The organism is Escherichia sp. F1 (genome assembly GCF_046764225.1).
GTDB classification, from domain to species: Bacteria; Pseudomonadota; Gammaproteobacteria; order Enterobacterales; family Enterobacteriaceae; genus Escherichia; species Escherichia coli.
The window spans coordinates 2,541,224-2,567,638 of sequence record NZ_CP177202.1 but is presented as its reverse complement, the minus strand read 5'-3'; the positions used below and the strand labels follow the sequence as shown (position 1 = coordinate 2,567,638).

Here is a 26,415-nt window from a genome sequence, read left to right as displayed (position 1 = left end):
TAACACAGTGTTATGACAGCCCGCCGGTTCAGGCGGGCTTTTTTGTGGGGTGAATATGGCAGTAAAGATTTCAGGTGTACTGAAAGACGGCACAGGAAAACCGGTACAGAACTGCACAATCCAGCTGAAAGCAAAACGTAACAGCAACACGGTGGTGGTGAACACGCTGGCCTCAGAAAATCCGGATGAAGCCGGGCGTTACAGCATGGACGTTGAGTACGGTCAGTACAGCGTTATTCTGTTGGTGGAAGGATTCCCGCCGTCACATGCCGGGACCATCACCGTGTATGAAGATTCCCGACCCGGTACGCTGAATGATTTTCTCGGTGCCATGACGGAGGATGATGCCCGTCCTGAGGCACTGCGCCGTTTTGAACTGATGGTGGAAGAGGTGGCGCGTAACGCGTCCGCGGTGGCACAGAACACGGCAGCCGCGAAGAAGTCAGCCAGCGATGCCAGCACATCAGCCCGTGAGGCGGCAACCCATGCGACTGATGCTGCAGGCTCAGCACGCGCAGCCAGCACGTCAGCCGGACAGGCCGCTTCGTCGGCTCAGTCAGCGTCTTCCAGCGCAGGAACGGCATCAACAAAGGCCACTGAAGCGGAAAAAAGTGCTGCCGCTGCAGAGTCCTCAAAAAGCGCGGCGGCCACCAGTGCCGGTGCGGCGAAAACGTCAGAAACGAATGCCGCAGCGTCACAACAATCAGCAGCCACTTCTGCATCCACCGCGACTACGAAAGCGTCAGAAGCTGCCACCTCAGCCCGGGATGCGGCGGCCTCAAAAGAGGCAGCGAAATCATCAGAAACGAACGCATCCTCGAGCGCCAGTAGTTCCGCTTCCTCGGCAACGGCGGCAGCAAATTCCGCGAAGGCGGCAAAAACGTCCGAGACGAACGCCAGGTCTTCTGAAACGGCAGCGGGACAGAGTGCCTCAGCTGCGGCAGGCTCAAAAACAGCGGCTGCATCATCTGCCAGTGCCGCGTCAACAAGTGCCGGGCAGGCCTCAGCCAGAGCCACTGCCGCCGGAAAATCGGCAGAAAGTGCCGCATCGTCTGCTTCAACAGCCACAACGAAGGCTGGCGAAGCCGCTGAACAGGCCAGCGCAGCAGCGAGGTCTGCATCCGCAGCGAAGACATCCGAAACGAACGCGAAAGCCTCGGAAACCAGTGCAGAATCCTCAAAAATGGCAGCTGCATCGTCCGCCAGTTCGGCGGCGTCATCGGCATCATCTGCGTCGGCTTCAAAAGATGAGGCGAGCAGACAGGCATCAGCAGCGAAAGGCAGCGCCACGACGGCATCCACGAAGGCGACAGAGGCAGCTGGTAGTGCGGCAGCGGCAGCTCAGAGCAAAAGTACGGCGGAATCCGCGGCAACGCGCGCCGAGACAGCAGCAAAACGGGCAGAGGATATTGCATCCGCCGTGGCGCTTGAGGATGCGAGCACGACGAAAAAGGGGATAGTACAGCTCAGCAGTGCGACCAACAGCACGTCTGAAACGCTGGCGGCAACGCCAAAGGCAGTAAAAGCAGCCAATGACAATGCTGAGAAACGTCTGCAGAAAGACCAGAACGGCGCTGATATACCCGATAAGGGACGCTTCCTGAACAACATTAACGCGGTCAGTAAAACAGACTTTGCTGATAAGCGTGGTATGCGTTATGTGCGGGTTAACGCTCCTGCAGGTGCAACATCTGGAAAATATTACCCTGTTGTTGTTATGCGTTCTGCTGGCTCAGTAAGCGAACTGGCATCAAGGGTCATTATCACCACGGCAACGCGAACCGCAGGCGATCCGATGAATAACTGCGAGTTTAACGGATTTGTTATGCCTGGTGGCTGGACTGACAGGGGGCGTTATGCTTATGGAATGTTCTGGCAATATCAAAACAATGAACGAGCCATCCACTCAATAATGATGAGTAATAAGGGCGATGATTTGCGCTCTGTGTTCTATGTTGATGGCGCTGCTTTCCCTGTTTTTGCGTTTATCGAAGATGGCCTGTCAATATCCGCACCTGGTGCTGATCTCGTTGTTAATGATACGACCTATAAGTTTGGGGCAACAAATCCAGCGACTGAATGTATCGCGGCGGACGTTATCCTTGATTTTAAGAGTGGGCGTGGTTTTTATGAGTCTCATTCGTTAATCGTTAACGATAACTTGTCGTGCAAAAAACTTTTTGCCACAGACGAAATTGTAGCGCGTGGTGGTAATCAGATTCGAATGATAGGTGGGGAGTATGGTGCATTATGGCGTAATGATGGCGCTAAAACTTACCTGCTGCTTACCAATCAAGGTGATGTTTATGGTGGCTGGAATACATTAAGACCGTTTGCTATTGATAACGCAACCGGCGAACTGGTTATTGGAACCAAACTGTCCGCAAGTCTGAACGGTAATGCATTAACAGCAACAAAGCTGCAAACGCCAAGACTGGTTTCTGGTGTTGAGTTTGATGGTTCCAAAGATATTACTTTAACCGCCGCGCATGTGGCTGCTTTTGCCAGAAGGGCAACGGATACGTATGCCGATGCGGATGGGGGCGTTCCATGGAATGCCGAATCAGGCGCTTACAATGTCACCCGCTCTGGCGACAGCTATATTCTGGTTAACTTCTATACCGGAGTCGGAAGTTGCCGGACCTTGCAGATGAAGGCACATTACAGAAATGGAGGTCTGTTCTACCGTTCCTCAAGAGATGGCTATGGTTTTGAGGAAGACTGGGCAGAAGTTTATACCTCGAAAAATCTTCCACCAGAAAGCTACCCAGTCGGCGCACCAATCCCGTGGCCATCAGATACCGTTCCGTCTGGTTATGCCCTGATGCAGGGGCAGACTTTTGACAAATCTGCATACCCGAAACTTGCAGCCGCTTATCCGTCAGGCGTGATCCCTGATATGCGTGGCTGGACGATTAAGGGCAAACCTGCCAGTGGTCGGGCCGTATTGTCTCAGGAACAGGATGGCATTAAATCGCACACCCACAGTGCCAGCGCATCCAGTACGGATTTGGGTACGAAAACCACATCGTCGTTTGATTACGGCACTAAATCCACGAATAACACCGGGGCGCATACGCACAGTCTGAGCGGCTCTACAAGTTCAGCTGGGGCCCACCAACATAGTCAGACTGGGCCCAGAACGAATAGCGGGAGTCAACCTACTGGAATGTTTCCGGCAGGGAGTACTCAAGTTAGCGGGACTAATCAGGTTGGTATCAGTGGCTCATTAACCAGTGGCACCTCCCAATGGGTAGGTAAATCATCTTCAGAAGGAAACCATACACACTCACTGTCCGGCACAGCAGCATCTGCGGGTGCACACGCGCATACTGTCGGTATTGGTGCTCATACGCACTCTGTTGCGATTGGCTCACATGGACACACCATCACCGTTAACGCTGCTGGTAACGCGGAAAACACCGTCAAAAACATCGCATTTAACTATATTGTGAGGCTTGCATAATGGCATTCAGAATGAGTGAACAACCACGGACCATAAAAATTTATAATCTGCTGGCCGGAACTAATGAATTTATTGGTGAAGGTGACGCATACATTCCGCCTCATACAGGTCTGCCAGCAAACAGTACCGATATTGCACCGCCAGATATTCCGGCTGGCTTCGTGGCTGTTTTCAACAGTGATGAGGCATCGTGGCATCTCGTTGAAGACCATCGGGGAAAAACGGTCTATGACGTGGCTTCCGGCGACGCGTTATTTATTTCTGAACTCGGCTCATTACCGGAAAATGTCACCTGGTTATCCCCGGAAGGGGAGTTTCAGAAGTGGAACGGTACAGCCTGGGTGAAGGATACGGAAGCAGAAAAACTGTTCCGGATCCGGGAGGCGGAAGAAACAAAAAACAGCCTGATGCAGGTAGCCAGTGAGCATATTGCGCCGCTTCAGGATGCTGCAGATCTGGAAATTGCAACGGAGGAAGAAAACTCGTTGCTGGAAGCCTGGAAGAAGTATCGGGTGTTGCTGAACCGTGTTGATACATCAACTGCACCTGATATTGAGTGGCCGACTTGGCCTGCAGAGTAATCAACGGCGCAGGGATGATTGAAGTGCCTCCCCGACCATTCAGATAGTCGGGGAGGAGATATTGGGATTATATGCAATCAGTTTTAGTAAAAGACTGAGGCTCTCGAAAAATCTTTCTCCAAAACCAGAATGCAATTGATTGATTTTGATAGGATCTATAACGCCGTTACCTTAAACGGCAAAATTACTCAAAAATAAACCTAATATATTGAATATAAAGGATTAATCATCTAATTCGCTCACCTTCTTATCGGAAACTGGGCTTACAGAGCTATAGCCGGTTGTATGTTCTTCATTGCGCGTGAACACACCCAGGCAGAATATCGCTGGATTTTGCTGTGCCGGTGGTGGCGTGTCTGCTGATCTGGCTGTTGGTTAATCGCTAAAGTCATCATGTCAGGGGAACACAGCAGGAGCTGGTTTTACATAAAAAAGCCCACCAGTGAAGTGGGCAACAGGAATGATTAATTATCTCAAAGAGAAACATCATGTTTCTCTTTGCAACTTCTAACATGAAAATGTGGAGAAATAATGGAGTTTATATTAACTGGTGATTATGCAACCAACTTCTTATGCAAAACAATATAGTTATTTATACCTGACTGGTCTTATGCATACACCTAAACAGGTGTATTACGTAATGAAACAGACTGGCGAATATGTTTGAGCAAACTCCACTGAACCGCAGACGTTATGGTCATGTTGCATAGTGTTTTGGAATATAAAGAATTATATATGAGCTCGCTGTTTGTAACCTGAAAAACAATAACGAATGTTATAATAAACTTGTTTGTTGTGCTGCTTTCACATTTTCTCATTAATCTTACCAGTAATATTTTTGTTGCTTTGTTGTTTCTGTTTTTTTATAAAAAAGAGGTGGTGCAGAGGAGGAAATATAGTGGATAAAAAACTAATTGCATTTTTGTGCACACTTATAATTACTGGTTGCTCGGATGGGATCGGTGATTCACCTTCGCCACCGGGAAAGAATGTAGAATTAGTCGGAATTCCAGGGCAAGGTGTCGCTGTTGCTTCAAATGGCACATCTCCAACATTTGGGAGCAACAGTACTGACTTTCCTGATGTTTCAATAATGAGCACAGGGGGAGCGATGCTTACTGTTTGGGCCAGACCTGTCCGTAACTGGCTTTGGGGATATACTCCGTTTGATTCAGTAAGTTTTGGAGAGAATCGGAACTGGAAGGTTGTGGATGGTAAAGATGCCGGTACAGTGAAATTTGTTAATGTTGCCCAGGGGACTTGCATGGAGGCCTTTAAAAACGGGGTGATACATAATACCTGTGATGGTAATTCGTTATCTCAGGAGTTTCAGTTACTGCCTTCTACTAATGGTAATGTGCTTATAAGAAGTAGTGCCTTGCAGACGTGTATAAGAGCAGACTATTTAAGCAGAACTATACTGTCACCGTTTGCTTTTACAATCACCCTTGAGAAGTGTCCTGGTGCAAAAGAAGAAACGCAAGAAATGCTATGGGCAATAAGTCCACCTGTCAGAGCGGCAAAACCAAATCTGATTAAACCAGAATTAAGACCATTCAGACCATTGCCAATTCCACCTCATGACAAACCTGATGGAATGGAGGGAGTATGAAAAAATTATTATTCCTGTTAATGATTTTGCCGGGTATTTCTTTTGCAGATTTAAGCGACTTTAAAGTTGCAACCTGGAATTTGCAGGGCTCAAATGCACCGACAGAAAATAAATGGAACACACATGTTCGACAACTTGTCACGGGAAGTGGTGCTGTTGATATCCTGATGGTTCAGGAGGCTGGTTCAATACCATCTTCAGCTACACTAACGGAACGTGAATTTCGTACACCAGGTATCCCAATGAATGAGTATATCTGGAATACTGGAACGAATAGCCGTCCACAGCAGCTTTTTATTTATTTTTCGCGAACTGATGCTCTTTCTAATAGAGTAAATTTAGCGATAGTATCTAACAGAAGAGCTGATGAGGTGATTGTATTATCACCTCCAACAGTGGCATCGCGTCCGATCATTGGAATAAGAATAGGTAATGATGTTTTCTTCTCAACTCATGCATTGGCAAACCGAGGTATAGATTCTGGAGCAATTGTTAACAGTGTTTTTGAGTTTTTCAACAGACAAACAGATCCTATAAGACAGGCCGCTAACTGGATGATTGCGGGAGATTTCAACCGTTCACCTGCTATGTTATTTTCAACACTTGAGCCGGGAATCCGTAATCACGTAAATATTATTGCACCACCAGACCCGACGCAGGCCAGTGGTGGAGTGCTTGATTATGCTGTAGTTGGAAACTCAGTGAGTTTTGTGCTTCCCCTGTTGAGGGCCTCGTTGTTATTTGGGTTGTTAAGAGGGCAAATTGCCTCTGATCACTTTCCGGTTGGCTTCATTCCCGGAAGAGGAGCTAGAAGATGAGAATAATTATTACGATTTTGGTTTTATTGCTGACGGGATGTACTTCTGATGCAGTAAATCAACGGGGGCTTCTCACTCAGTTTGCTGGCAACAATGCTTCTGGAGATCCTGAACCCAGACCTGTGTTGGTTAATATTAGAAACGTTCTTACTGGTGGGATACTCAGAAACCCTGTAGGTCGTGACTTCAATGTAAATAATTGGGTTATATCAGAAGTAAAGACTAATGATTTGGATTTGATATCGGCACCGGGGGGGCATGTTCAGATAAAAAACCCTGATGGTAATGAATGCCTTGCAATTCTAAATGGGCAATTAGCGGTGGCTAAACAGTGCACTGAAAGCAATCGCAATGCATTATTTACATTTATAACCAGTGAAACTGGAGCTGTGCAAATCAAGTCGATTGGAAATGGTCAATGTTTGGGGAATGGAGAAAGTGTTACAGATTTCAAGTTAACAAAATGTGTTAATGATCTGAGCCGTCCTTTTGATACGGTGTCGCCGGGATTACTCTGGATGCTGAATCCACCATTATCTCCGGCAATAATGTCTCCATTGACGATCTAATCCGGAATTATCAATAAAACCGCAGCACGTCGTAAGCAAGAGCGTGCTGTGGTTGGATGCTATTTTTTATTATTGTATCTCTACTTCAGCATTTCCTGGACAGGATATATCTTCTGTTTTCTGTGGAGTGAGCAGGTGATGTACAACTGCTTTATCCACACATAAATTGACTCCGGTAAGAGCTAATGTATGCCCATCACCATTTATTGTCAGTAACGGGCTGGAAAATTTCTCTGCCATCTTGCGAGCATTAATCCAGGGCGTTGTTGGGTCGTATTTGTGTGCAACAAACAGTAAACCCGAAGGCAGAACTGTATTTTTCAGGCGAGTTTTGTTCAGGTCGCTATGTATTGGCCACAATTCACAAAAATCAGGTGAATCAGAGCGTCCATTGTCAAAGTTAATAGCTGGGAAGGCATTCGCAAGAGCGTCTTTTCGGGATTTTCTCTCTTCTGGTGTTAATTTCTCATCTCCCTGATCAACACAAAGGATTACCCCCAAAGCATCACTTGACTCTTCTGAGGCTATTGGAGCACTGAGCGCAGTTTCAATTTCATTACTGACAATCCCCTGTGAGAACTGGCGTATGGCAGTTGCAAGGGTTGGCCATGATGAACGCCATAATAGAAGGTCTGTTGTTAATGATATGAGTTCATCTGAAGATATATTTTCTCCCTTGCTGTCGATTAAAGGTCTGTGATGCAATTTTAATAACAGTTCGTGGAACTGAGTTATTGCCTTATCTCTGTCTGAAGAAAGCGGGCAACTTTTTGTACGCGCACACCAGGATGCAAAGCGATCAAACGTTTCCTGATAACTTTGTGCCTGTTTGAGTTGCCATGTGAAGTTGTCCTCCAGGTCATCAATATCGACGACTCCATCCAGAACGATAGATCTGACGTTGTAAGGAAAACGTTCTGCATATAAGGCTGCAATTTGTGTTCCATACGAATACGCCACGGCTGTCAGTTGTTTATCACCCAAGGCTTGCCTAATACGATCAATATCATATACAGCCTCATTAGAGCCGATATGGCGAATGACTTCGGCTCCGGTATTATGGATACAGGCATTAATTTTATTTAATACTCGTTGCTTTTCGGTTATGTTTTCCTGAATCTCTGTATCTGATTGCTGGCAGTTTATTGTCGGAGTGGACTGTCCGACGCCTCGAGGATCAAATCCAATAATATCCCATGACTCACGCAGATTTGTGACTGGCCAGTCAAAGTTAATATAAGGATTTATGCCTGGTAACCCGGGCCCACCACTTATTATCAGGATGCTTCCTTTATGCTTGCTTTTTGCCGGCAATTTTGTCAACGCTAGTTTGACTTGTGATTTTTTTTCATAAGAAGCATCTCCGCCTGTGTCTGTATATTTTAATGGAACAGACAAATAACCACATAGTAAGTCAGGAGACGGTTTTTCCTCACCAAACCAGTGGTTGAATTGACTGGTCATACAGGATTGCCACTCGATCTGCTGGGCAGATACGGTTACGGGTAGAAGTAAGGTTAAAACAATCTTGAAATGAGCAATTATCTTTCGCATTGTGCCTCTGAATATCAGTATAAAGATAAAATTTGAATATATTGACCCCTGTGTTGCGGTAGGGGCTACACGTTACGGATATTGGTCAAATGTGTACAAAATTAGAGAATGTTGTTTACTTTGAATAGCAGATAAACTCCCCGGGGCTATGCATTACCACCGGGGAGATTTTAGTTAACGGTGTTAAAAGGTGTACTTAAGACCAGCAGTAGTGATGAAATTATAGTTTTCTATGCCTGCACCATTTTTGCTGTATTCAGAAGTATTATCATTATGGTCATAAAGTGAAGTATCGCCTTTCTTATTCGTAACCCGATTCCATGCGCCTTCAACATAAACTTTTGCGTTAGGTGTTACGTAATAACCTGCATTGACTGCAATAGAATAGTAATTTTGGTCTTTGACCTTACTGCGATAAGTGATTCTTTTTACACGGGCATAGTGTTCATCGTTATCAGATGCTTCCACCCATCCACTGTATTTAAATGTGCCACCAAACTCAAAATCTTCATAACGGTAACTACCCGTCAGGCCAATATAGGGCATTTTAAAACGTTGTTTATAGCCTATTACTCTTTCTCCATTCGGGATGGAGCCGATATCATCTCTGAATCCCTCGTCAGAGTATATATAGGAACCACCTCTGGCTGTAAAGCTATAACGGCTTTCCTGATATCCGGCCATAAGCCCCAAGCGGTAATTGGATTCGTTGAGGAGCCAGCCTTTGATATTCAGATCAAATTCGTTGGCAAAATTAAGGCGGGTATCGGGATGTCTGCTTTCATCTGTCCAGATGCCAGGTTTATCTGGGTCCTGCCAGTCACGGTCAATCATATTACCCCCTTTCTGACCGAGAGTAGTCCAGCCAGCAGCCCCGACCGATACCTGGGGCATCAAATCCCAATTAATTGCACCTTTAATAATTGCAGCGTTATTGAATTTCCAGTCGAGTTGACTGACTTTTTGGCCTCCTTCTTCGGCTAGATAAACACGCTCTTTTGTTTTTCCGCTCAGAGTTCCAAGACTAATGTCCGCATTTATGTTGTCAGGTGTAAACGATAAAGTCTCGGTAGAGGCAAAAGAGCAGATCGCAATAGGGGTTGTCAGAACTATTCCCAGAAGTTTCGCCCGCATAAAGGTCTCCATTCAATCGTTTTAATGATTTAACATGTATTTTTTATATCTAACTTGATGAGTCAATTGTATATTGTTTAACTGTTTATGGTTTGTTTAGGTTTGAATTATTATTTGGTTGCATTAATACTCTGTGGTTAAATTACCTGATAAGGTTTTGTTTTGCGGTTTAAAGCTTTGGGGTTTTTCTTCTCACTGGTATTTTTATCTATACATTGTTATTCATTTAGACGCATATTAACAAAAATATCATTGTTGTAGGTATTGCTACAGTACTCTTGTTCAGTTTTTTCTGGTTGTGGCCGCTCATGCATCGGTGAAAAGGGGGCGGTGAGTCTGGTGGGGGGCGTATCGCCAGACTCACAGATATGGGCTTCGACCCAGCAAAAATAGATGGAAAAAAGCAAAACAGGCACCACACGTCATGCATAGATTCAGATTGCTTATAATTCACCAATACAGATAAAAATCGTAAAGAGACCCGCGATATGTCACATGCAAGGACGTTCCACAACAGGCTGGATAACCTTCGATAGCGTGAGTATTGAATGATTTCCAGCCGAAACAGATTCTCTTGGAAAGAACTCATTGGCGCAATTTGCAGACTACAGATTGAGAAATTCTCGCATTTTTCGGTGGCAAAAATGGGGCAAAACACTGCAAAAGGGGCAAAAATGGGGCAAAAAAAGAGTGGGTTATCGTGGCTTATTGTAGTTGCTGATAATGTTTAACATATTGAAAAATAAATAAAATACTTATGGGTCAGATAGTTGTGATTTTTGCCCTTACTTGTTCAGGTTGTATTGTTCTTTCTTGCTAATTTCTTGATTTTGCGACATTTAAAAGCGACTCAATTCGTTATATGGCATCAGAAGAGTATGCGTCATGCCGGAACGCCCAGCATAAGAAATCTGATATAAAAACTGTGGCGTGTATGGTACGGATTAGAGGGGAAAATGTCAGCACATTTACGAAATGAATCAAAAAGCCCGCAGCAATGTGCGGGCGTTAGTGTCAGCGCACAACCAGCACGGAGCACTCTGCGTGACGCACTACAGCTGCGGCGTTGGAACCGAGCAGATAAGTGGTGATATCCGGTCGATGGGAAGCAATGATGATCATATGAGCGGGGATCTTCTTCGCCAATTCCAGAATGCGGTCTTTGGGCGAGCCTTCCTCAACATGGACATGCACTCTGTCGGTTGGCAGTTTAAATTTTTTAATGATCTCTTCCAGTTGCGATTTGGCTTCCGCTTTCAGGTCATCCATTGCCGGTAATTCTGCGGAATACGCTAAACCCAGAGAGGCATAGTAGGGCAGTGAAGGTATTACCGTCAGGAAATGAACCTCTGCATCATCAATCTTTGCCTCTGCCTCAACGTGGCTAATCACGCGTTGAGTTAATTCTGAATCGGAAATATCGATAGGGACAAGAATCGTTCTGTTCATAAAACCTCCTGTTTTAGTATCCGCATAAAGTGTAACGCCAGATGACACTTTTTGTGTAATGACGGAGTTCACATTTTTAATTTAGATCAAAGGAGGAAGAATAAGCAGAAAAAGCCCGCCATAACAGCGGGCAGGAGGATTTAGAACTGATAAACCAGACCTAAAGCGACAATATCATCGGTAGAGATGCCGTTGGCAGCGTAGAAGCTGTCATCTTCATCCAACAGGTTGATTTTATAGTCAACGTAGGTGGACATATTTTTGTTGAAATAGTAAGTCGCGCCAACATCGGCGTATTTAACCAGATCTTTATCACCGTCGGAGCCGACCAAATCCTTGCCTTTAGACATCAGGAAAGAGACTGCCGGACGCAGCCCAAAATCGAACTGATATTGTGCAGTAACTTCAAAGTTCTGGGTTTTGTTGTCAATCGTATTTGCTGAATCACCGTAAGGTGTCATGTTACGCGTTTCAGAATACATGGTCGCCAGGTAGATATTGTTAGCATCGTATTTTGCCCCGGCAGTCCAGGCGTCAGCCTTATCGCCTTTTGCGGTAGAGAATTCAGCCTGCTGGTTAGTGCGATCGGAGCTGGTATAGGCGGCACCAAAACTCATGCCCATACCTAAGTCGTAGGTAGTGGAGATGCCAAAACCGTCGCCATTGGCGTTCTTAATGTTTCGATCACCACCGTTTGCGGTACCTTCTTGCTCATGGGTGACCTGGTTTTCATTCGCGCCCTGGTACTGTAACGCAAAATTCAGACCATCAACCAGACCGAAGAAATCAGTATTACGATAGGTTGCTACGCCATTGGCTCGACCGGTCATATAGTTATCGGCTTTGGTATAAGAGTCACCACCGAATTCCGGTAGCATATCGGTCCAGCCTTCGATGTCGTACATTACGCCATAATTACGACCATAGTCGAATGAACCCAATTCACCAAATTTCAGACCGGCAAAAGCAAGACGAGTCCAGGAATCACCTTTATCACCTTCAGAGCCATTAGCCTGCACGTTATATTCCCACTGGCCATACCCAACCAGTTGATCCGTGATTTGCGTTTCACCCTTAAAACCAAAACGCACATAAGTTTGATCACCATCACTATTGGTATTATCAGAAAAATAATGTAGTCCATCAACTTTGCCATACAGATCTAATTTGTTGCCGTCTTTATTATAAACTTCGGCTGCATGTGCAGCACCTGCGGCGAGCAGGGCAGGAATTAAAAGTGCCAGTACTTTGCTTTTCATTGAATAAATCCTTTAGTTATTTTATTTGCCTTTTCATCCCCATTTTGGGGAGTGAAAGCATCCTAAAGGAGAAGTTCAGTTAGCCGATAAATATCATTTGTTACGCCTTAAGTAAAACCTCAATCAAATAATTCTACGGAAATGATGATAAGTTTGGTGAATATATTGTTGGCGACATATACAAAATAAAAATTATACATTTAAATAGTGATGCGTTATTCTTCGCGGGTTATATGCCTTTATTGTCACAAAGATTATTTTCTGTTGGACCCTTGTTACTGTTTATCCAACAAATAATGAGACAAGCCCGAACAGTCGTCCGGGCTTTTTTTTAGAATTGGATAATCCTTATCCAGAGCATTTAATCGGTGTTGCTTTTTTCCGCTTTTCCGGCCATTTGTGCCAGGAAGTCATAGCGTTTTTGCAAATCAGCTGCGGCATCTTTCCATAACTGTTCTGCCACTTCTGGCTGCTGCGAATTCAGACGACGGAAACGTTGCTCGTGAAGTAACGTTTCTTCCAGTGCTTCTGACGGCGGGCGTGAATCCAGCGCCAGCGGCAGTTTGCCTTCATCGGCACGACGCGGATCGAAGCGATATAGCGGCCAGAAGCCGGTAGCTGTGAGTTGGCGCATCTGGTCGTGGCTGAGTGCCAGATCGTAACCATGCTCTTCACAGGGGCTATAAGCGATGATCAGCGATGGCCCCGGATACGCTTCCGCTTCCTGAATCGCTTTCACCGTCTGGTTGAGCTGCGCGCCGAGAGAAATCTGCGCCACATAAACATGACCGTACATCATCATACTGACGCCAAGATCTTTACGCGCTTTACGTTTGCCGTGCTCGCCGAACTTAGTTACTGCACCCAGCGGTGTCGCTTTCGACGCCTGACCACCGGTGTTGGAATAGCATTGCGTATCCAGCACCAGAATGTTGACGTTTTCCGTCAAACTCAATACATGATCCAGACCGCCAAAGCCGATATCGTAAGCCCAGCCATCGCCACCAATCAGCCAGATTGATTTTTCCACCAGTGCATCTGCGTCACGCAGCAGTTCATGTGCTTCGGCAACATCGTTGAGTTGCTGGCGTAAAGCTGCTACCTGTTCACGACGAACCTCTGGCGTGGCGTCTGATTTCAACGCAGTCAGTAATTCTGCCGGGATTTTATGGGCAAATTGATCGAGCAGACGCAGCACTCGGACACGGTGTTGATCGACCGTCAGGCGGAAACCAAGGCCAAATTCGGCGTTATCTTCAAACAGCGAGTTCGCCCATGCCGGCCCGCGACCGTTGGTATCGGTGGTATACGGTGTAGAGGGCAGGTTACCGCCGTATATTGAAGAACAGCCAGTGGCATTAGCGATCAACATCCGGTCGCCATACAGCTGAGTCAGCAATTTAATATACGGCGTCTCGCCACAACCGGAGCAAGCACCGGAATATTCAAACAGCGGCGTGATTAGCTGCGATGTACGAATATCAATACGTTCCAGTTTGCTACGGTCGATTTCTGGGAGGTTGAGGAAGAAATCGTAATTGATTTTCTCTTCTTCGACATGTTCCAGGCGCGACATCATATTGATGGCTTTAATCTCTGGATTCTGACGGTCTTTCGCCGGGCAAACTTCGACGCACAGGTTACAGCCGGTGCAATCTTCCGGTGCCACCTGCAAGACATATTTCTGCCCGCGCATATCACGCGATTTTACATCCAGCGAATGCAGGCTGGCAGGGGCGTTTTCCATCGCTTCAGGCGGTACCACTTTTGCGCGAATAGCTGAGTGTGGGCAAGCAGCGACGCAGTGGTTACATTGGGTACAGAGTTCCTCTTTCCAGATGGGGATCTCTTCGGCGATATTGCGTTTTTCCCAGCGCGTGGTGCCCATCGGCCAGGTGCCGTCTGGCGGCAGAGCCGAAACGGGGAGGGCATCACCAAGCCCGGCGAGCATCGCCGCGGTTACGGTTTTCACGAAATCAGGGGCGGCATCGGAAACCACTGGCGGTCGATTGGCGCTGTGCGGATTAACCGGCTGCAGCGGAACTTCTTCTACGGATTCACGTGCCAGCGCCAGAGCCTGCCAGTTGCGTTCCACCAGATCCTGACCTTTGCTACTGTAACTTTTGGCAATCGCACCCTGCAATTCTGCGAGGGCGCTATCGCCAGGCAGAATTTGCGTAAGATGGAAAAAAGCCATCTGCATGACGGTATTAATACGGGCCGCCAGGCCACATTCGCGGGCGATTTTCGCCGCGTTAATCACATAGAAGCGCGCTTTTTTCTGGTTTAACACGGCCTGAACTTCTTGCGGCAAGCGCGACCACACTTCATCTGCGCTGTACGGCGTGTTGAGCAGGAAAATGCCGCCAGGTTTTAAACGCTCAGCCATCTGATATTTATCGATAAACTGCAACTGGTGGCAGCCAACAAAATCAGCCTGGGAAATGAGATAAGCGGAACGAATCGGCTGTTCGCTCACGCGAAGGTGAGAAACCGTCAGGCCGCCCGCCTTTTTGGAGTCGTAAACAAAATAGCCCTGTGCGTACCACGGCGTGGAATTACCGATAATCTTGATATTGTTTTTGGTCGCGGAAACGCTGCCATCACTACCAAGGCCATAAAACAAGGCTTCAAGTTTCGCCGAGTTTGGCAGGGTGTTTTCCGGCAACGGCAGTGACAGATTGGTCACATCATCGTAAATACCAACCGTAAAGCGCGCTTTCGGTTTAGCCGCGTTGAGCTCGGCAAATACCGCCAGTACACAGTCCGGGCCAAATTCTTTGGATGAAAGACCATAGCGCCCACCAATGACACGGGGCAGGGTTTCGCGCTCGCCATTATTAAAGGCTTCTGCCAGTGCGGTCATCACATCCAGATAGAGCGGTTCTGCCTGGGCACCGGGTTCTTTGGTTCTGTCCAGTACCGCCACGCTGCGTACGGATCCCGGCAGAGCTTGTAGCAAGTGTTTGGCGGAGAAGGGACGGTACAGGCGAACTTTCAGCACGCCGACTTTTTCGCCACGGGTTAGCAACTCATCAACCACTTCTTCACAGGTGCCAATGGCTGAGCCCATCAGGATAATCACCCGTTCCGCTTGCGGATGCCCATAATACTCAAACGGCTGATACTGACGACCTGTCGCGGCAGCGAAATCATTCATCGCCTGTTCAACATGATCGTAAACTGCGTTGTACCACGGGTTGGTGGCTTCACGTGACTGGAAGTAGGTGTCCGGGTTAGCCGAGGTACCGCGAATCACCGGATGCTCCGGATTCAGCGCGCGGGCGCGGTGGGCATCAATTTCGGCCTGCGGCATCAGTTCAAGAATCGTGTCATCGGCCAGCGGGACAATTTTATTGATTTCGTGGGACGTGCGGAAACCATCAAAGAAATGAATAAATGGAACGCGGCTTTTCAGCGTCGCGATGTGCGAAATGAGAGCAAAGTCTTGCGCTTCCTGGACGTTTGCTGCACACAACATCGCGCAACCCGTCTGGCGCACCGCCATAACGTCGGAATGATCGCCAAAAATAGAGAGTGCATGTGTGGCAACGGTACGTGCCGCTACATGCAGGACAAACGGTGTGAGTTCGCCTGCCAGTTTGTACAGCGTCGGGATCATCAGCAGCAAACCCTGCGATGACGTAAACGATGTTGAAAGAGCACCCGTCTGCAAAGCGCCATGCACGGTAGCGATAGCCCCCGCTTCCGACTGCATTTCAACCACGCGTGGTGTGTCTCCCCAGACGTTTTTCAAGCCGTTTCCGGCCCATGCATCAGCCTGTTCTGCCATCGTGGAACTGGGGGTAATAGGGTAGATGGCGATAACTTCACTGGTGCGAAACGCCACCGAAGCAACCGCACCATTACCGTCAATAGTAATCATATGACACCCTTACATTGCGCAAATGAGGGGCGCACGAAATTGCTGCGCGCCCAGTAGTTATCTTTCAATTTTAGCAAATGGCTTTCTTCTGCATTTTCGCTTTTGTGTCCCCCACATCAGCGTAATGAATGTTTTGATCAAACAGAGGGCAAAAAAATAGCCATAAAAAAGTAAAAATGCGGGGCAACGCGCAGGACAGCTCTCGACGTCGCCCTCTGTGCTGCCTATTATTTATGGCGGTGTCGTTTGGCTTGAAGATCAGAGGAAGAAAAGATGCGAGCAGCGTTTTGGGTAGGGTGTGCCGCTTTATTATTGTCGGCGTGTAGTAGTGAACCTGTTCAGCAGGCGACTGCGGCGCACGTAGCGCCAGGTTTAAAAGCGTCGATGTCCAGTAGTGGAGAAGCAAGTTGTGCAATGATCGGCGGTTCGCTTTCTGTTGCCCGTCAACTGGATGGTACGGCGATTGGGATGTGTGCATTACCCAACGGCAAACGCTGTAGCGAACAGTCACTTGCCGCCGGGAGCTGTGGCAGCTATTAATTCATTAAATCCGCCAGCTTATAAGTTAATGTCTGTTTCGCGGTCGCCAGCGTTAACTGGTTCGCGGTCAGATCCACTTGTGCACCTTCTTTCAGCATTTCGCTAATGGTGTTATCGAGTTCATTAAGCTGCGGGTTAGCGCACATCATACGGGTCATTGCCAGCCCTTTGGCTGTCAGTTCACCATTAGACAGTTTGCCTTCACCGCTAAAGCGGTTACACATGCTGCCGGAAATCATCATCTTTTCACCAAAGCTGATTTCTGGCGGATTTTTATCGCTGGTCACGGGCTTACCGTTTACGCTTTCCAGCACAAAGCGATGATGCTGTAGCTGTTCTGGGGTTACAGCAATTTTGTCATTACTTACACATCCCGCTATCAGCAGGCTTAGCGCAACAAACGCGGCTACTTTCTTCATTGTGGTTCTCAATTACAGTTTCTGACTCAGGACTATTTTAAGAATAGAGGATGAAAGGTCATTGGGGATTATCTGAATCAGCTCCCCTGGAATGCAGGGGAGCGGCAAGATTAAACCAGTTCGTTCGGGCAGGTTTCGCCTTTTTCCAGATTGCTTAAGTTTTGCAGCGTAGTCTGAGAAATACTGGTCAGTGCTTCTGCTGTCAGGAATGCCTGGTGCCCGGTAAACAGCACGTTGTGGCAGGCAGACAGACGACGGAACACGTCATCCTGGATCACGTCGTTGGATTTGTCTTCAAAGAACAGATCGCGTTCGTTCTCATACACGTCCATACCCAACGAACCAATTTTCTGATTTTTCAGCGCTTCAATTGCCGCCTGAGAATCAATCAATGCACCGCGACTGGTATTGACGATCATCACGCCATTTTTCATCTGATCGAAGGCGGCTTCGTTCAACAGATGGTAGTTTTCCGGTGTCAGCGGGCAGTGCAGAGAGATAACGTCTGATTCAGAGAACAGGGTTGGCAGATCGACATACTCCACACCGAGTTCCAGTGCCGCCGCACTTGGATACGGATCGAACGCCAGCAGACGCATACCAAAACCTTTCAGAATGCGCAGCATCGCCACACCGATTTTACCGGTACCGATAACGCCTGCCGTTTTGCCATACATAGTAAAGCCGGTCAGACCTTCCAGAGAGAAGTTGGCGTCACGAGTACGCTGATACGCGCGATGAATACGGCGGTTCAGCGTCATCATCATACCGATGGCGTGTTCAGCAACGGCTTCTGGATCATAGGCTGGAACACGGACTACTTTCAGCCCCAGTTCTTTTGCCGCGTCAAGGTCGACGTTATTGAAACCGGCACAGCGCAGGGCGATATATTTAACGCCGTGCTTTTTCAGCTCTTCCAGCACCGGGCGGCTGCCGTCATCGTTTACGAAAATACATACCGCTTCGCAGCCATTGGCAGTTTTAGCGGTTTTTTCCGTCAGCAGAAAGTCAAAAAATTCCAGCTCAAAGCCAAAGGACTCGTTCACCTGTTGCAGGTACTTCTTGTCGTACTGTTTTGTGCTATAAACGGCGAGTTTCATAAGACTTTCTCCAGTGATGTTGAATCACATTTAAGCTACTAAAAATATTTTACAAAATTTCAAATATAATTGAAAGCTATGGCGATATTGAAAAATTCATCAACAACTATGCTTAGTGTAGGCGCAACCTTCAACTGAACGGTTAAACATGCCACAATAGCCGTATTGAATGCTTAATTTTTCGCTAAATCAGGATATTAACTACCCATGCTGGGTAAATATAAAGCCGTTCTCGCGCTGTTATTACTGATTATTCTTGTGCCGTTGACGCTGCTGATGACGCTCGGCTTGTGGGTTCCCACGCTGGCGGGCATCTGGCTACCGCTCGGGACACGTATTGCATTAGATGAAAGCCCACGCATTACGAGTAAAGGTTTAATCATCCCCGATCTCCGTTATCTGGTGGGAGATTGTCAGCTTGCGCATATCACCAACGCCAGCCTTTCACATCCCAGCCGCTGGTTATTGAACGTCGGTACGGTAGAACTTGATTCTGCTTGTCTGGCGAAATTGCCGCAGACGGAGCAATCGCCTGCCGCTCCAAAAACCCTCGCGCAGTGGCAGGCCATGTTGCCTAACACCTGGATCAATATCGATAAACTGATTTTTTCTCCCTGGCAGGAGTGGCAGGGAAAACTCTCTCTCGCGTTAACCTCTGATATCCAGCAACTGCGTTATCAGGGCGAAAAAGTTAAATTTCAAGGCCAGCTGAAAGGGCAACAACTTACAGTCAGCGAACTGGATGTCGTCGCGTTTGAAAATCAGCCGCCGGTTAAACTGGTGGGGGAATTTACTATGCCGCTCGTGCCGGATGGACTTCCTGTAAGTGGTCATGCTACTGCGACGTTAAACTTGCCGCAGGAGCCTTCACTGGTGGATGCCGAGCTGGACTGGCAGGAAAATAGCGGGCAATTGATTGTGCTGGCACGGGATAACGGCGATCCGTTGCTCGATCTGCCGTGGCAAATTACTCGTCAACAATTGACTGTAAGCGATGGTCGCTGGAGCTGGCCGTATGCAGGTTTTCCTTTGAGTGGCAGACTGGGTGTCAAAGTCGACAACTGGCAGGCAGGGCTCGAGAACGCTCTGGTCAGCGGACGACTGAGTGTGCTGACCCAGGGGCAAGCGGGTAAAGGCAACGCGGTGCTTAATTTTGGCCCAGGAAAATTAAGCATGGATAACAGCCAGCTGCCTATGCAACTGACCGGTGAAGCGAAACAGGCGGACCTCATTTTATATGCCCGTTTACCTGCGCAGCTAAGTGGAAGTCTGACTGACCCAACGCTGGCCTTTGAGCCAGGCGCGTTATTACGTTCGAAGGGAAGAGTCATCGATTCGCTGGACATCGATGAAATCCGCTGGCCTTTAGCGGGTGTAAAAGTCACCCAACGTGGTGTTGACGGACGTTTGCAGGCCATTTTGCAGGCGCATGAAAATGAACTGGGCGATTTCGTGCTGCATATGGATGGGCTGGCGAATGATTTTCTCCCTGACGCTGGCCGCTGGCAGTGGCGCTACTGGGGAAAAGGGAGTTTTACACCGATGAATGCCACCTGGGATGTTGCAGGAAAAGGTGAGTGGCATGACAGCACGATTACGCTGACCGATCTCTCCACCGGTTTCGACCAGTTACAATACGGTACGATGACGGTAGAAAAGCCGCGATTAATTCTCGACAAGCCCGTCGTCTGGGTACGTGACGCACAGCATCCCTCCTTTAGCGGCGCGCTGTCACTGGACGCCGGGCAAACGCTGTTCACTGGCGGCAGTGTGTTACCGCCATCAACCTTAAAATTTAGCGTCGATGGACGCGATCCGACGTATTTCCTATATAAAGGCGATTTACATGCTGGTGAGATTGGCCCGGTTCGGGTAAATGGTCGCTGGGACGGTATTCGTCTGCGCGGTAACGCCTGGTGGCCTAAACAATCACTGACCGTATTCCAGCCGCTGGTGCCACCCGACTGGAAGATGAACTTACGCGATGGCGAACTGTATGCTCAGGTCGCATTTTCTGCTGCGCCTGAACAAGGATTCCGCGCGGGAGGGCACGGCGTGTTGAAAGGCGGTAGTGCCTGGATGCCAGATAATCAGGTTAACGGTGTCGATTTTGTCCTGCCTTTCCGTTTTGCCGATGGAGCCTGGCATCTGGGGACTCGCGGCCCCGTTACGTTGCGAATTGCCGAAGTGATTAATCTGGTGACAGCGAAAAATATTACGGCTGATTTGCAAGGGCGTTATCCGTGGACAGAAGAAGAACCATTGCTGTTGACTGATGTTAGCGTCGATGTGTTAGGCGGTAACGTGCTGATGAAACAATTACGCATGCCGCAACATGACCCGGCGCTGTTGCGGCTGAATAATCTCTCATCCAGCGAACTGGTTAGCGCCGTCAATCCGAAACAATTCGCCATGTCCGGGGCATTTAGTGGTGCATTGCCGTTATGGCTAAACAATGAAAAATGGATAGTGAAAGATGGCTGGCTGGCAAATAGTGGGCCAATGACCTTGCGGCTGGATAAAGACACTGCTGATGCGGTGGTAAAAGATAATATGACTGCGGGTTCAGCAATTAACTGGTTGCGCTATATGGAAATTAGCCGTTCATCGACAAAAATTAACTTAGATAATCTCGGTTTATTAACCATGCAGGCCAACATTACAGGTACCAGTCGCGTTGATGGTAAAAGCGGTACGGTAAACCTTAATTACCATCATGAAGAGAATATTTTTACGCTGTGGCGCAGTTTACGCTTTGGCGATAATCTCCAGGCATGGTTGGAGCAGAACGCACGTCTGCCGGGAAATGACTGTCCGCAAGGAAAAGAGTGTGAGGAAAAACAATGAAAATTTTACTGGCTGCGTTGACGTCATCTTTTATGCTGGTTGGCTGTACGCCTCGCATTGAAGTCGCTGCACCTAAGGAACCGATCACTATCAATATGAACGTTAAAATTGAGCATGAGATCATCATCAAGGCAGACAAAGATGTCGAAGAGCTGCTTGAGACTCGTAGCGATCTTTTCTGAGGCGATGATGAAGAAAACATTACTTCTTTGTGCGTTTCTTGTTGGGCTTGTAAGCAGCAATGTAATGGCATTGACTCTGGATGAAGCCAGAACTCAGGGGCGGGTAGGGGAAACATTTTATGGTTATCTGGTTGCGCTGAAAACAGATGCTGAAACAGAGAAATTAGTAAACGACATTAATGCCGAACGTAAAGCGAGTTACCAACAACTGGCAAAGCAAAATAATGTCTCGGTAGATGATATCGCGAAACTCGCCGGGCAAAAGCTCGTAGCTCGGGCTAAACCGGGGGAATATGTACAAGGGATAAACGGTAAATGGGTGCGAAAATTTTAATAGCAAAACCGCAATATCGGGATAACGCTACAGGAGAAGGCGATTATTCTATTTTCCGGAAACAAGGTGAATATTCAAAAATTCCTGTCAAATTGCCTTTCGCCCTGAAAAATGCATAGTCAAATATCTGTTTTAACTAATTCGCGTTGCTGTACATGCAACGCGAATTAGTTAGCGGAATTTACGTCGATACTCGCCTGGCGTCATCCCAAAGCGTTGCTTAAATACCGTTGAAAAATGACTCTGATCGGAAAATCCCCAATGAAAGCCAATACCTGCCAGTTTTTCATCATCTGCGGCATGGCGAATCGCATCAGCACAAAAATCGAGACGACGGTTACGAATATATTGCGCGACCACCAAACCTTTATCGGCAAACTTTATCAGCGCGTAGCGCCTGCTGCTTTAGCGTTCGTTAGTGAAAAAGGTGAAACCTCGGTCGGTGAACTGCCTGCGCCGGGAAGCCTGTATTTTCAACGTTTTGGCGGCTTGAATATTGAACAGGACGCGTTATGCCAATTTATCAGATAGACGGTCTGACTCCGGTTGTGCCAGAAGAGAGTTTTGTTCATCCGACAGCGGTATTGATCGGCGATGTTATTCTCGGCAAGGGTGTTTACGTTGGGCCAAATGCCAGCCTGCGTGGCGATTTTGGTCGTATCGTGGTGAAAGATGGCGCGAACATTCAGGATAATTGCGTTATGCACGGTTTTCCCGAGCAGGATACTGTCGTGGACGAAGATGGACATATTGGTCATAGCGCTATCCTTCACGGCTGCATTATCCGCCGCAATGCATTAGTGGGAATGAACGCGGTAGTGATAGACGGTGCGGTGATTGGCGAGAACAGCATTGTTGGCGCATCCGCATTTGTGAAAGCCAAAGCAGAAATGCCAGCTAATTACCTGATTGTCGGCAGCCCGGCGAAAGCGATTCGTGAACTCAGTGAGCAGGAGTTGGCATGGAAAAAGCAGGGTGCGCATGAGTACCAGGTGCTGGTGACACGCTGTAAGCAGACGTTACATCAAGTCGAGCCATTGCGGGAAGTTGAACCTGGCAGGCAGCGCCTGGTATTTGATGAGAATCTGCGACCGAAACAGTAACGTCCTGATGCTGGACGTTCTAATTTTTAGCATGTGATACACAAACCGCAACGCTGATACAGGTTGCGGTTTTTTATTGCCGGATGCGATGCTTTAGGCGTTTTGTTTTGGTGTCTTTCAGGGCAATAGAGCAACTCATCCAGTAATCTTGTTTACGCCTTCGCATTATTTATCTCTTTTCGTTTCTATACTGATTTTTCTTAATCCGTTTTATTACAGGGCAGGGTGCGATGAGCAGCAATACATTTACTCTCGGTACAAAATCCGTTAACCGTCTTGGTTATGGCGCGATGCAACTGGCAGGCCCTGGGGTTTTTGGCCCCCCAAGAGATCGCCACGTTGCTATAACCGTGCTGCGCGAGGCGCTGGCATTGGGCGTCAATCATATTGATACCAGCGACTTTTATGGTCCGCACGTCACCAATCAGATTATCCGCGAAGCGCTACACCCTTACTCTGACGACCTGACAATTGTCACTAAAATTGGTGCGCGGCGTGGAGAGGACGCTTCCTGGTTGCCCGCCTTTTCTCCGGCAGAGTTGCAAAAAGCGGTGCACGATAATCTACGTAATCTCGGCCTGGACGTACTGGATGTGGTTAACCTGCGCGTTATGATGGGGGATGGTCATGGCCCAGCGGAAGGATCGATTGAGGCCAGCCTGACCGTGCTGGCAGAGATGCAACAACAAGGCCTGGTAAAACATATTGGCCTGAGCAACGTCACACCGACGCAGGTTGCAGAGGCGCGCAAGATTGCCGAAATTGTCTGTGTGCAAAACGAATACAACATCGCGCACCGTGCTGATGATGCAATGATTGATGCTTTGGCCCACGATGGCATTGCCTACGTGCCGTTCTTCCCGCTCGGGGGCTTTACACCGCTGCAATCCTCTACGCTGTCGGATGTTGCTGCGAGCCTGGGTGCAACACCCATGCAGGTGGCGCTGGCGTGGCTGTTACAACGTTCACCGAATATTTTGCTGATCCCAGGGACGTCTTCTGTTGCGCATTTACGGGAGAATATGGCTGCTGAAAAATTGCATCTTTCTGAGGAAGTGTTGTCTACGTTGGATGGTATTTCGCGAGAATAACGAATATACAAAAGGGAAAGATGCATTTCCCTTTTGTTTCTTTTTTAATGGCATGGAGTGCATATGTTTAAGCCCAGGATTTGCAGCTGGATAGGTTTACTTCCCCTGTTTATGCTGAGTCTTCCAGTACAGGCGGAACTTCGATGTGTTGCAAATGCAGTTGATATTGAACCATTTTTTTCTGCGGCTACCGCTGAAGATAAACAACAAGTTGAACAAGCTATCAACAGTAGCGTGAATCTTGTCCCCTTCGGTTTATCTGCATCGGACTGGAAAGTGCATCGTGGCGATTTAGTGGTAGAAGGTAATATAGAGAGTAATCAAAAATTGATTGTTCTTGGCAATTTGACAGTCAAAGGTAATATTTCCACTTTCTCTCTTTCTAATCCATGGGTTATTCTCGGTAACGTGACGGCAACGAATATAGTTACGGATTCACCACTGTTAATTACCGGTTCGATAAATGCAAGTGGACTGGTATTTATCGACTCATATTACGATAATCCGTCTACGATTAAGGGAAGTATTAATGCGCGCGGGATATTTATCAATGACATAATTGCACCTGTTGTTGTGTCTTCGACAAATAGTGAATTCATGGTCCGTGCGGGAGACAAAAATGACACTGAAAATGTCAAAAAAGCGCTGACGATAATAAATCCTGATGCATATTATTGGGGCCTAATAAATGATGAAGATGCTCTGAAAGAAATTTTTAAGCGAAGCAATATTCGCATAGCAGGGAATGTCTGTAATCAGATGAAAAAAGAAGCGCTGTTTCGCCCTAAGCCTTCACCTGAATTAGTGCAGGAATTGCAAATGCTGGATGAAGGCAAAGTTGCTGCATTTGAAGGGCGAGACATTGCGACATTTGATCTTGCCATAATGCGAACTCTCCCAAGGCTTAAAGGAATTTCAGCTAACCTACGCAAACAACTTATTAATAGCAATGATGAACAAACGATTGAAAGTATGGCGAGATATATGCCTGACAATGAGATTCTGGAGTTGACCGATCAGCAATTGGGTTACCAGCCTGTGGTTCTGGGGTTGCTCAACCGTGAACCGCTCTCTGTCGAAATAATGACGCGAATTAGCCATCTACCTGATGGTGCCGGTCCGTTGAATCTTGCGCTACGTGAAAATCTCCCTCTGGATATCGTCATGACTCTGGCGAAAAGAGATTGGGATATGATCATTCAGGAGCTTTATAAAGATGCGTGGTTATTGCCCGAATCCATTATTGATGGCTATATCCGCAGTGATGATTTCTCTATTCGTCAGGTCGGTGCTGGAGGACAACTCACCTACAATCAGGCAATGCAGTTGGCGAACGATTCATCAAACGATGTTGTCACAAGCTTAGCGTCAAAGCTGGCAGAGATGAAACACCATGGTCAATTGTTGCGGATGACGCCACAAGAGAGTGACAAAATAGCAGTATATTTACACCAAAAATTCGAGAATGACGATGATCTAATACGTGTGTTATTTTTAGCATTGCCAGATAACTTACAGTTTAATTTTGTTAAAAAGATGGAGAAAAAATTTCCTGCCTATTTTTGCTGTGGGGATATGCAGGTAATTCACTCTGACGCTGCTTTACAACGGTTATTGACACGTTTCAACGATCCTGCGGGGTGGAGTAATCTGGCGAAAAATCAGTATCTGAGTACGGCGATGAAACAAAAAATTTGGCATCGCGCTTTATCGCATCGAAAAAATAATCCGAAAGCAGATTCTGCAGCATATGAAACCAGCGCTGATATGATTTTGTCTGAGCTGATTAGCCACGGTGAAGTTGATGACCAGATGCTATTAAATGCCACCTCTCTGATACGTTCGGAAGGCTGGGACTTTTTAGAGAGTGCATTAGTTAGTTGGGATAATTTACCCGCTGTTGTCCTCAAGGAATTACAGCAAAATATGCCACGCAATGATATTTGGGCGAAGTTTTTTCTGAGGCAGGAAAACAGCTCTCGTGCGCAGGTTAACGAAGCGTTACGTGTTTATTATGCACTAGACCCCGATGCGTTAGCACAACTGGATGTACTGGCAAAACAACCGGATCGTATATGGTGGAGTACGCTGGCGAAAAGCAATCTCACATTTTTCAAGTTCGGCGCACTTAATAACCGCCACACACCGCCTGCAGTACTGGCGGCAGAAATTGATCCCGAGTGGTGGATTGTGGCGATGAATAATCCCCGTTTTCCAGTTGATGTATTAAAGGCGAGGCTGAAACGTGATCCTTTGCTGGCGTTAGAGCTTGTTAACCCTGAACTGGATTTAGTCCGCCAGCTGGCGCTTAACGGTAAGACGCGCGCAATACGGGAACAAGCGATGAGAAAACTTGATGAGTTGTATTGAATAACAGCGTAATAATTTTTAACCACTTGATTTATTGGGGATAATCATTCCTGACGGTGAGTCCCCAATACCTTGATATATTCTGAATTTTTAATGAAGCG

The 26,415-nt window shown here is 47.4% G+C and carries 20 protein-coding genes and 2 pseudogenes; 14 read left to right on the top strand and 8 right to left on the bottom strand.

Annotated elements, in window-relative coordinates:
- Positions 1–55 precede the first annotated feature (55 nt).
- The 5 genes from ACK8NJ_RS12330 (at position 56) to cdtC (ending at position 7,046) form a co-directional block, all read left to right on the top strand.
- Complete coding sequence (locus tag ACK8NJ_RS12330; protein WP_411961662.1) at positions 56–3,466, top strand: prophage tail fiber N-terminal domain-containing protein; 3,411 nt, start codon at positions 56–58, stop codon at positions 3,464–3,466.
- Positions 3,466–4,047, top strand: a complete 582-nt coding sequence (locus tag ACK8NJ_RS12325) for a tail fiber assembly protein (protein WP_139535857.1) — start codon at positions 3,466–3,468, stop codon at positions 4,045–4,047. The genes ACK8NJ_RS12330 and ACK8NJ_RS12325 overlap by 1 nt, the downstream gene beginning before the upstream one ends.
- Before the next feature lie 898 nt (positions 4,048–4,945).
- Entirely contained in the window at positions 4,946–5,659 is a 714-nt protein-coding gene (gene cdtA / locus ACK8NJ_RS12320) for a cytolethal distending toxin type IV subunit CdtA (RefSeq protein WP_411961661.1), read from the top strand.
- Entirely contained in the window at positions 5,656–6,477 is an 822-nt protein-coding gene (gene cdtB / locus ACK8NJ_RS12315) for a cytolethal distending toxin type IV nuclease subunit CdtB (protein ID WP_000734594.1), read from the top strand. The genes cdtA and cdtB overlap by 4 nt, the downstream gene beginning before the upstream one ends.
- Positions 6,474–7,046: a cytolethal distending toxin type IV subunit CdtC gene (gene cdtC / locus ACK8NJ_RS12310; RefSeq protein ID WP_001220161.1), complete on the top strand. Its 573-nt coding sequence runs from the start codon at positions 6,474–6,476 to the stop codon at positions 7,044–7,046. The genes cdtB and cdtC overlap by 4 nt, the downstream gene beginning before the upstream one ends.
- Before the next feature lie 69 nt (positions 7,047–7,115).
- Here the strand turns inward: cdtC and ACK8NJ_RS12305 are convergent, their stop codons facing one another.
- On the bottom strand, positions 7,116–8,600 hold the full coding sequence (locus ACK8NJ_RS12305) for an alpha/beta hydrolase (RefSeq protein ID WP_328071954.1): 1,485 nt from the start codon (positions 8,598–8,600) through the stop codon (positions 7,116–7,118).
- Positions 8,601–8,783: 183 nt separating this feature from the next.
- Entirely contained in the window at positions 8,784–9,734 is a 951-nt protein-coding gene (locus ACK8NJ_RS12300) for an omptin family outer membrane protease (RefSeq protein WP_001201817.1), read from the bottom strand.
- A 548-nt stretch (positions 9,735–10,282) separates the two neighbouring features.
- Between ACK8NJ_RS12300 and ACK8NJ_RS12295 the strand changes: the two genes are divergently transcribed.
- Positions 10,283–10,465 (top strand): hypothetical protein, encoded by a 183-nt coding sequence (locus ACK8NJ_RS12295; RefSeq protein ID WP_137647632.1) that lies wholly within the window; start codon positions 10,283–10,285, stop codon positions 10,463–10,465.
- Positions 10,466–10,748: 283 nt separating this feature from the next.
- On the opposite strand, the gene uspF is transcribed toward ACK8NJ_RS12295, so the two are convergent.
- The 3 genes from uspF to nifJ form a co-directional block, all read right to left on the bottom strand.
- Positions 10,749–11,183, bottom strand: coding sequence for a universal stress protein UspF (gene uspF, locus ACK8NJ_RS12290; protein WP_001295593.1), 435 nt, complete (start codon positions 11,181–11,183; stop codon positions 10,749–10,751).
- 140 nt (positions 11,184–11,323) lie between these two features.
- Positions 11,324–12,442: a porin OmpC gene (gene ompC, locus ACK8NJ_RS12285; protein WP_252332656.1), complete on the bottom strand. Its 1,119-nt coding sequence runs from the start codon at positions 12,440–12,442 to the stop codon at positions 11,324–11,326.
- 361 nt (positions 12,443–12,803) lie between these two features.
- Positions 12,804–16,328 (bottom strand): pyruvate:ferredoxin (flavodoxin) oxidoreductase, encoded by a 3,525-nt coding sequence (nifJ, locus tag ACK8NJ_RS12280; RefSeq protein ID WP_115423583.1) that lies wholly within the window; start codon positions 16,326–16,328, stop codon positions 12,804–12,806.
- Between the two features lie 273 nt (positions 16,329–16,601).
- Between nifJ and ACK8NJ_RS12275 the strand changes: the two genes are divergently transcribed.
- Positions 16,602–16,868 carry a putative hemolysin gene (locus ACK8NJ_RS12275; protein WP_064226710.1) on the top strand — a complete coding sequence of 89 codons (267 nt, stop codon included), beginning with the start codon at positions 16,602–16,604 and terminating at the stop codon, positions 16,866–16,868.
- Here the strand turns inward: ACK8NJ_RS12275 and hslJ are convergent.
- On the bottom strand, positions 16,865–17,287 hold the full coding sequence (gene hslJ / locus ACK8NJ_RS12270; protein WP_064226711.1) for a heat shock protein HslJ: 423 nt from the start codon (positions 17,285–17,287) through the stop codon (positions 16,865–16,867). The two genes, ACK8NJ_RS12275 and hslJ, sit on opposite strands and share 4 nt — an antisense overlap.
- A gap of 110 nt (positions 17,288–17,397) precedes the next feature.
- Positions 17,398–18,387 (bottom strand): D-lactate dehydrogenase, encoded by a 990-nt coding sequence (ldhA, locus tag ACK8NJ_RS12265; protein ID WP_000762229.1) that lies wholly within the window; start codon positions 18,385–18,387, stop codon positions 17,398–17,400.
- 207 nt (positions 18,388–18,594) lie between these two features.
- On the opposite strand from ldhA, the gene ACK8NJ_RS12260 reads away from it, so the two are divergent.
- The 3 genes from ACK8NJ_RS12260 to ACK8NJ_RS12250 are packed head-to-tail and all read left to right on the top strand — an operon-like array spanning position 18,595 to position 21,750.
- On the top strand, positions 18,595–21,234 hold the full coding sequence (locus ACK8NJ_RS12260; protein WP_411961660.1) for a YdbH family protein: 2,640 nt from the start codon (positions 18,595–18,597) through the stop codon (positions 21,232–21,234).
- Positions 21,231–21,416: a YnbE family lipoprotein gene (locus ACK8NJ_RS12255; RefSeq protein ID WP_000698145.1), complete on the top strand. Its 186-nt coding sequence runs from the start codon at positions 21,231–21,233 to the stop codon at positions 21,414–21,416. Before ACK8NJ_RS12260 ends, ACK8NJ_RS12255 begins: the two co-directional genes overlap by 4 nt.
- A gap of 7 nt (positions 21,417–21,423) precedes the next feature.
- Positions 21,424–21,750: a YdbL family protein gene (locus tag ACK8NJ_RS12250; protein WP_001306533.1), complete on the top strand. Its 327-nt coding sequence runs from the start codon at positions 21,424–21,426 to the stop codon at positions 21,748–21,750.
- A 171-nt stretch (positions 21,751–21,921) separates the two neighbouring features.
- Here the strand turns inward: ACK8NJ_RS12250 and ACK8NJ_RS12245 are convergent.
- Positions 21,922–22,128, bottom strand: a pseudogene (locus ACK8NJ_RS12245) (helix-turn-helix domain-containing protein); the annotation flags it as partial.
- Here ACK8NJ_RS12245 and ACK8NJ_RS12240 point away from each other — a divergent pair.
- From ACK8NJ_RS12240 to ACK8NJ_RS12225, 4 genes and pseudogenes are all read left to right on the top strand, one after another.
- Positions 22,129–22,281: pseudogene (locus ACK8NJ_RS12240) on the top strand (phenylacetic acid degradation operon negative regulatory protein PaaX); the annotation flags it as partial.
- Entirely contained in the window at positions 22,263–22,853 is a 591-nt protein-coding gene (paaY, locus tag ACK8NJ_RS12235) for a phenylacetic acid degradation protein PaaY (protein WP_206288982.1), read from the top strand. The pseudogene ACK8NJ_RS12240 and the gene paaY, both read left to right, overlap by 19 nt.
- A gap of 230 nt (positions 22,854–23,083) precedes the next feature.
- On the top strand, positions 23,084–23,944 hold the full coding sequence (pdxI, locus tag ACK8NJ_RS12230) for a pyridoxine 4-dehydrogenase (RefSeq protein WP_033869963.1): 861 nt from the start codon (positions 23,084–23,086) through the stop codon (positions 23,942–23,944).
- Between the two features lie 63 nt (positions 23,945–24,007).
- Complete coding sequence (locus ACK8NJ_RS12225; RefSeq protein ID WP_411961659.1) at positions 24,008–26,314, top strand: DUF2773 domain-containing bactofilin; 2,307 nt, start codon at positions 24,008–24,010, stop codon at positions 26,312–26,314.
- Positions 26,315–26,415: the final 101 nt, after the last annotated feature.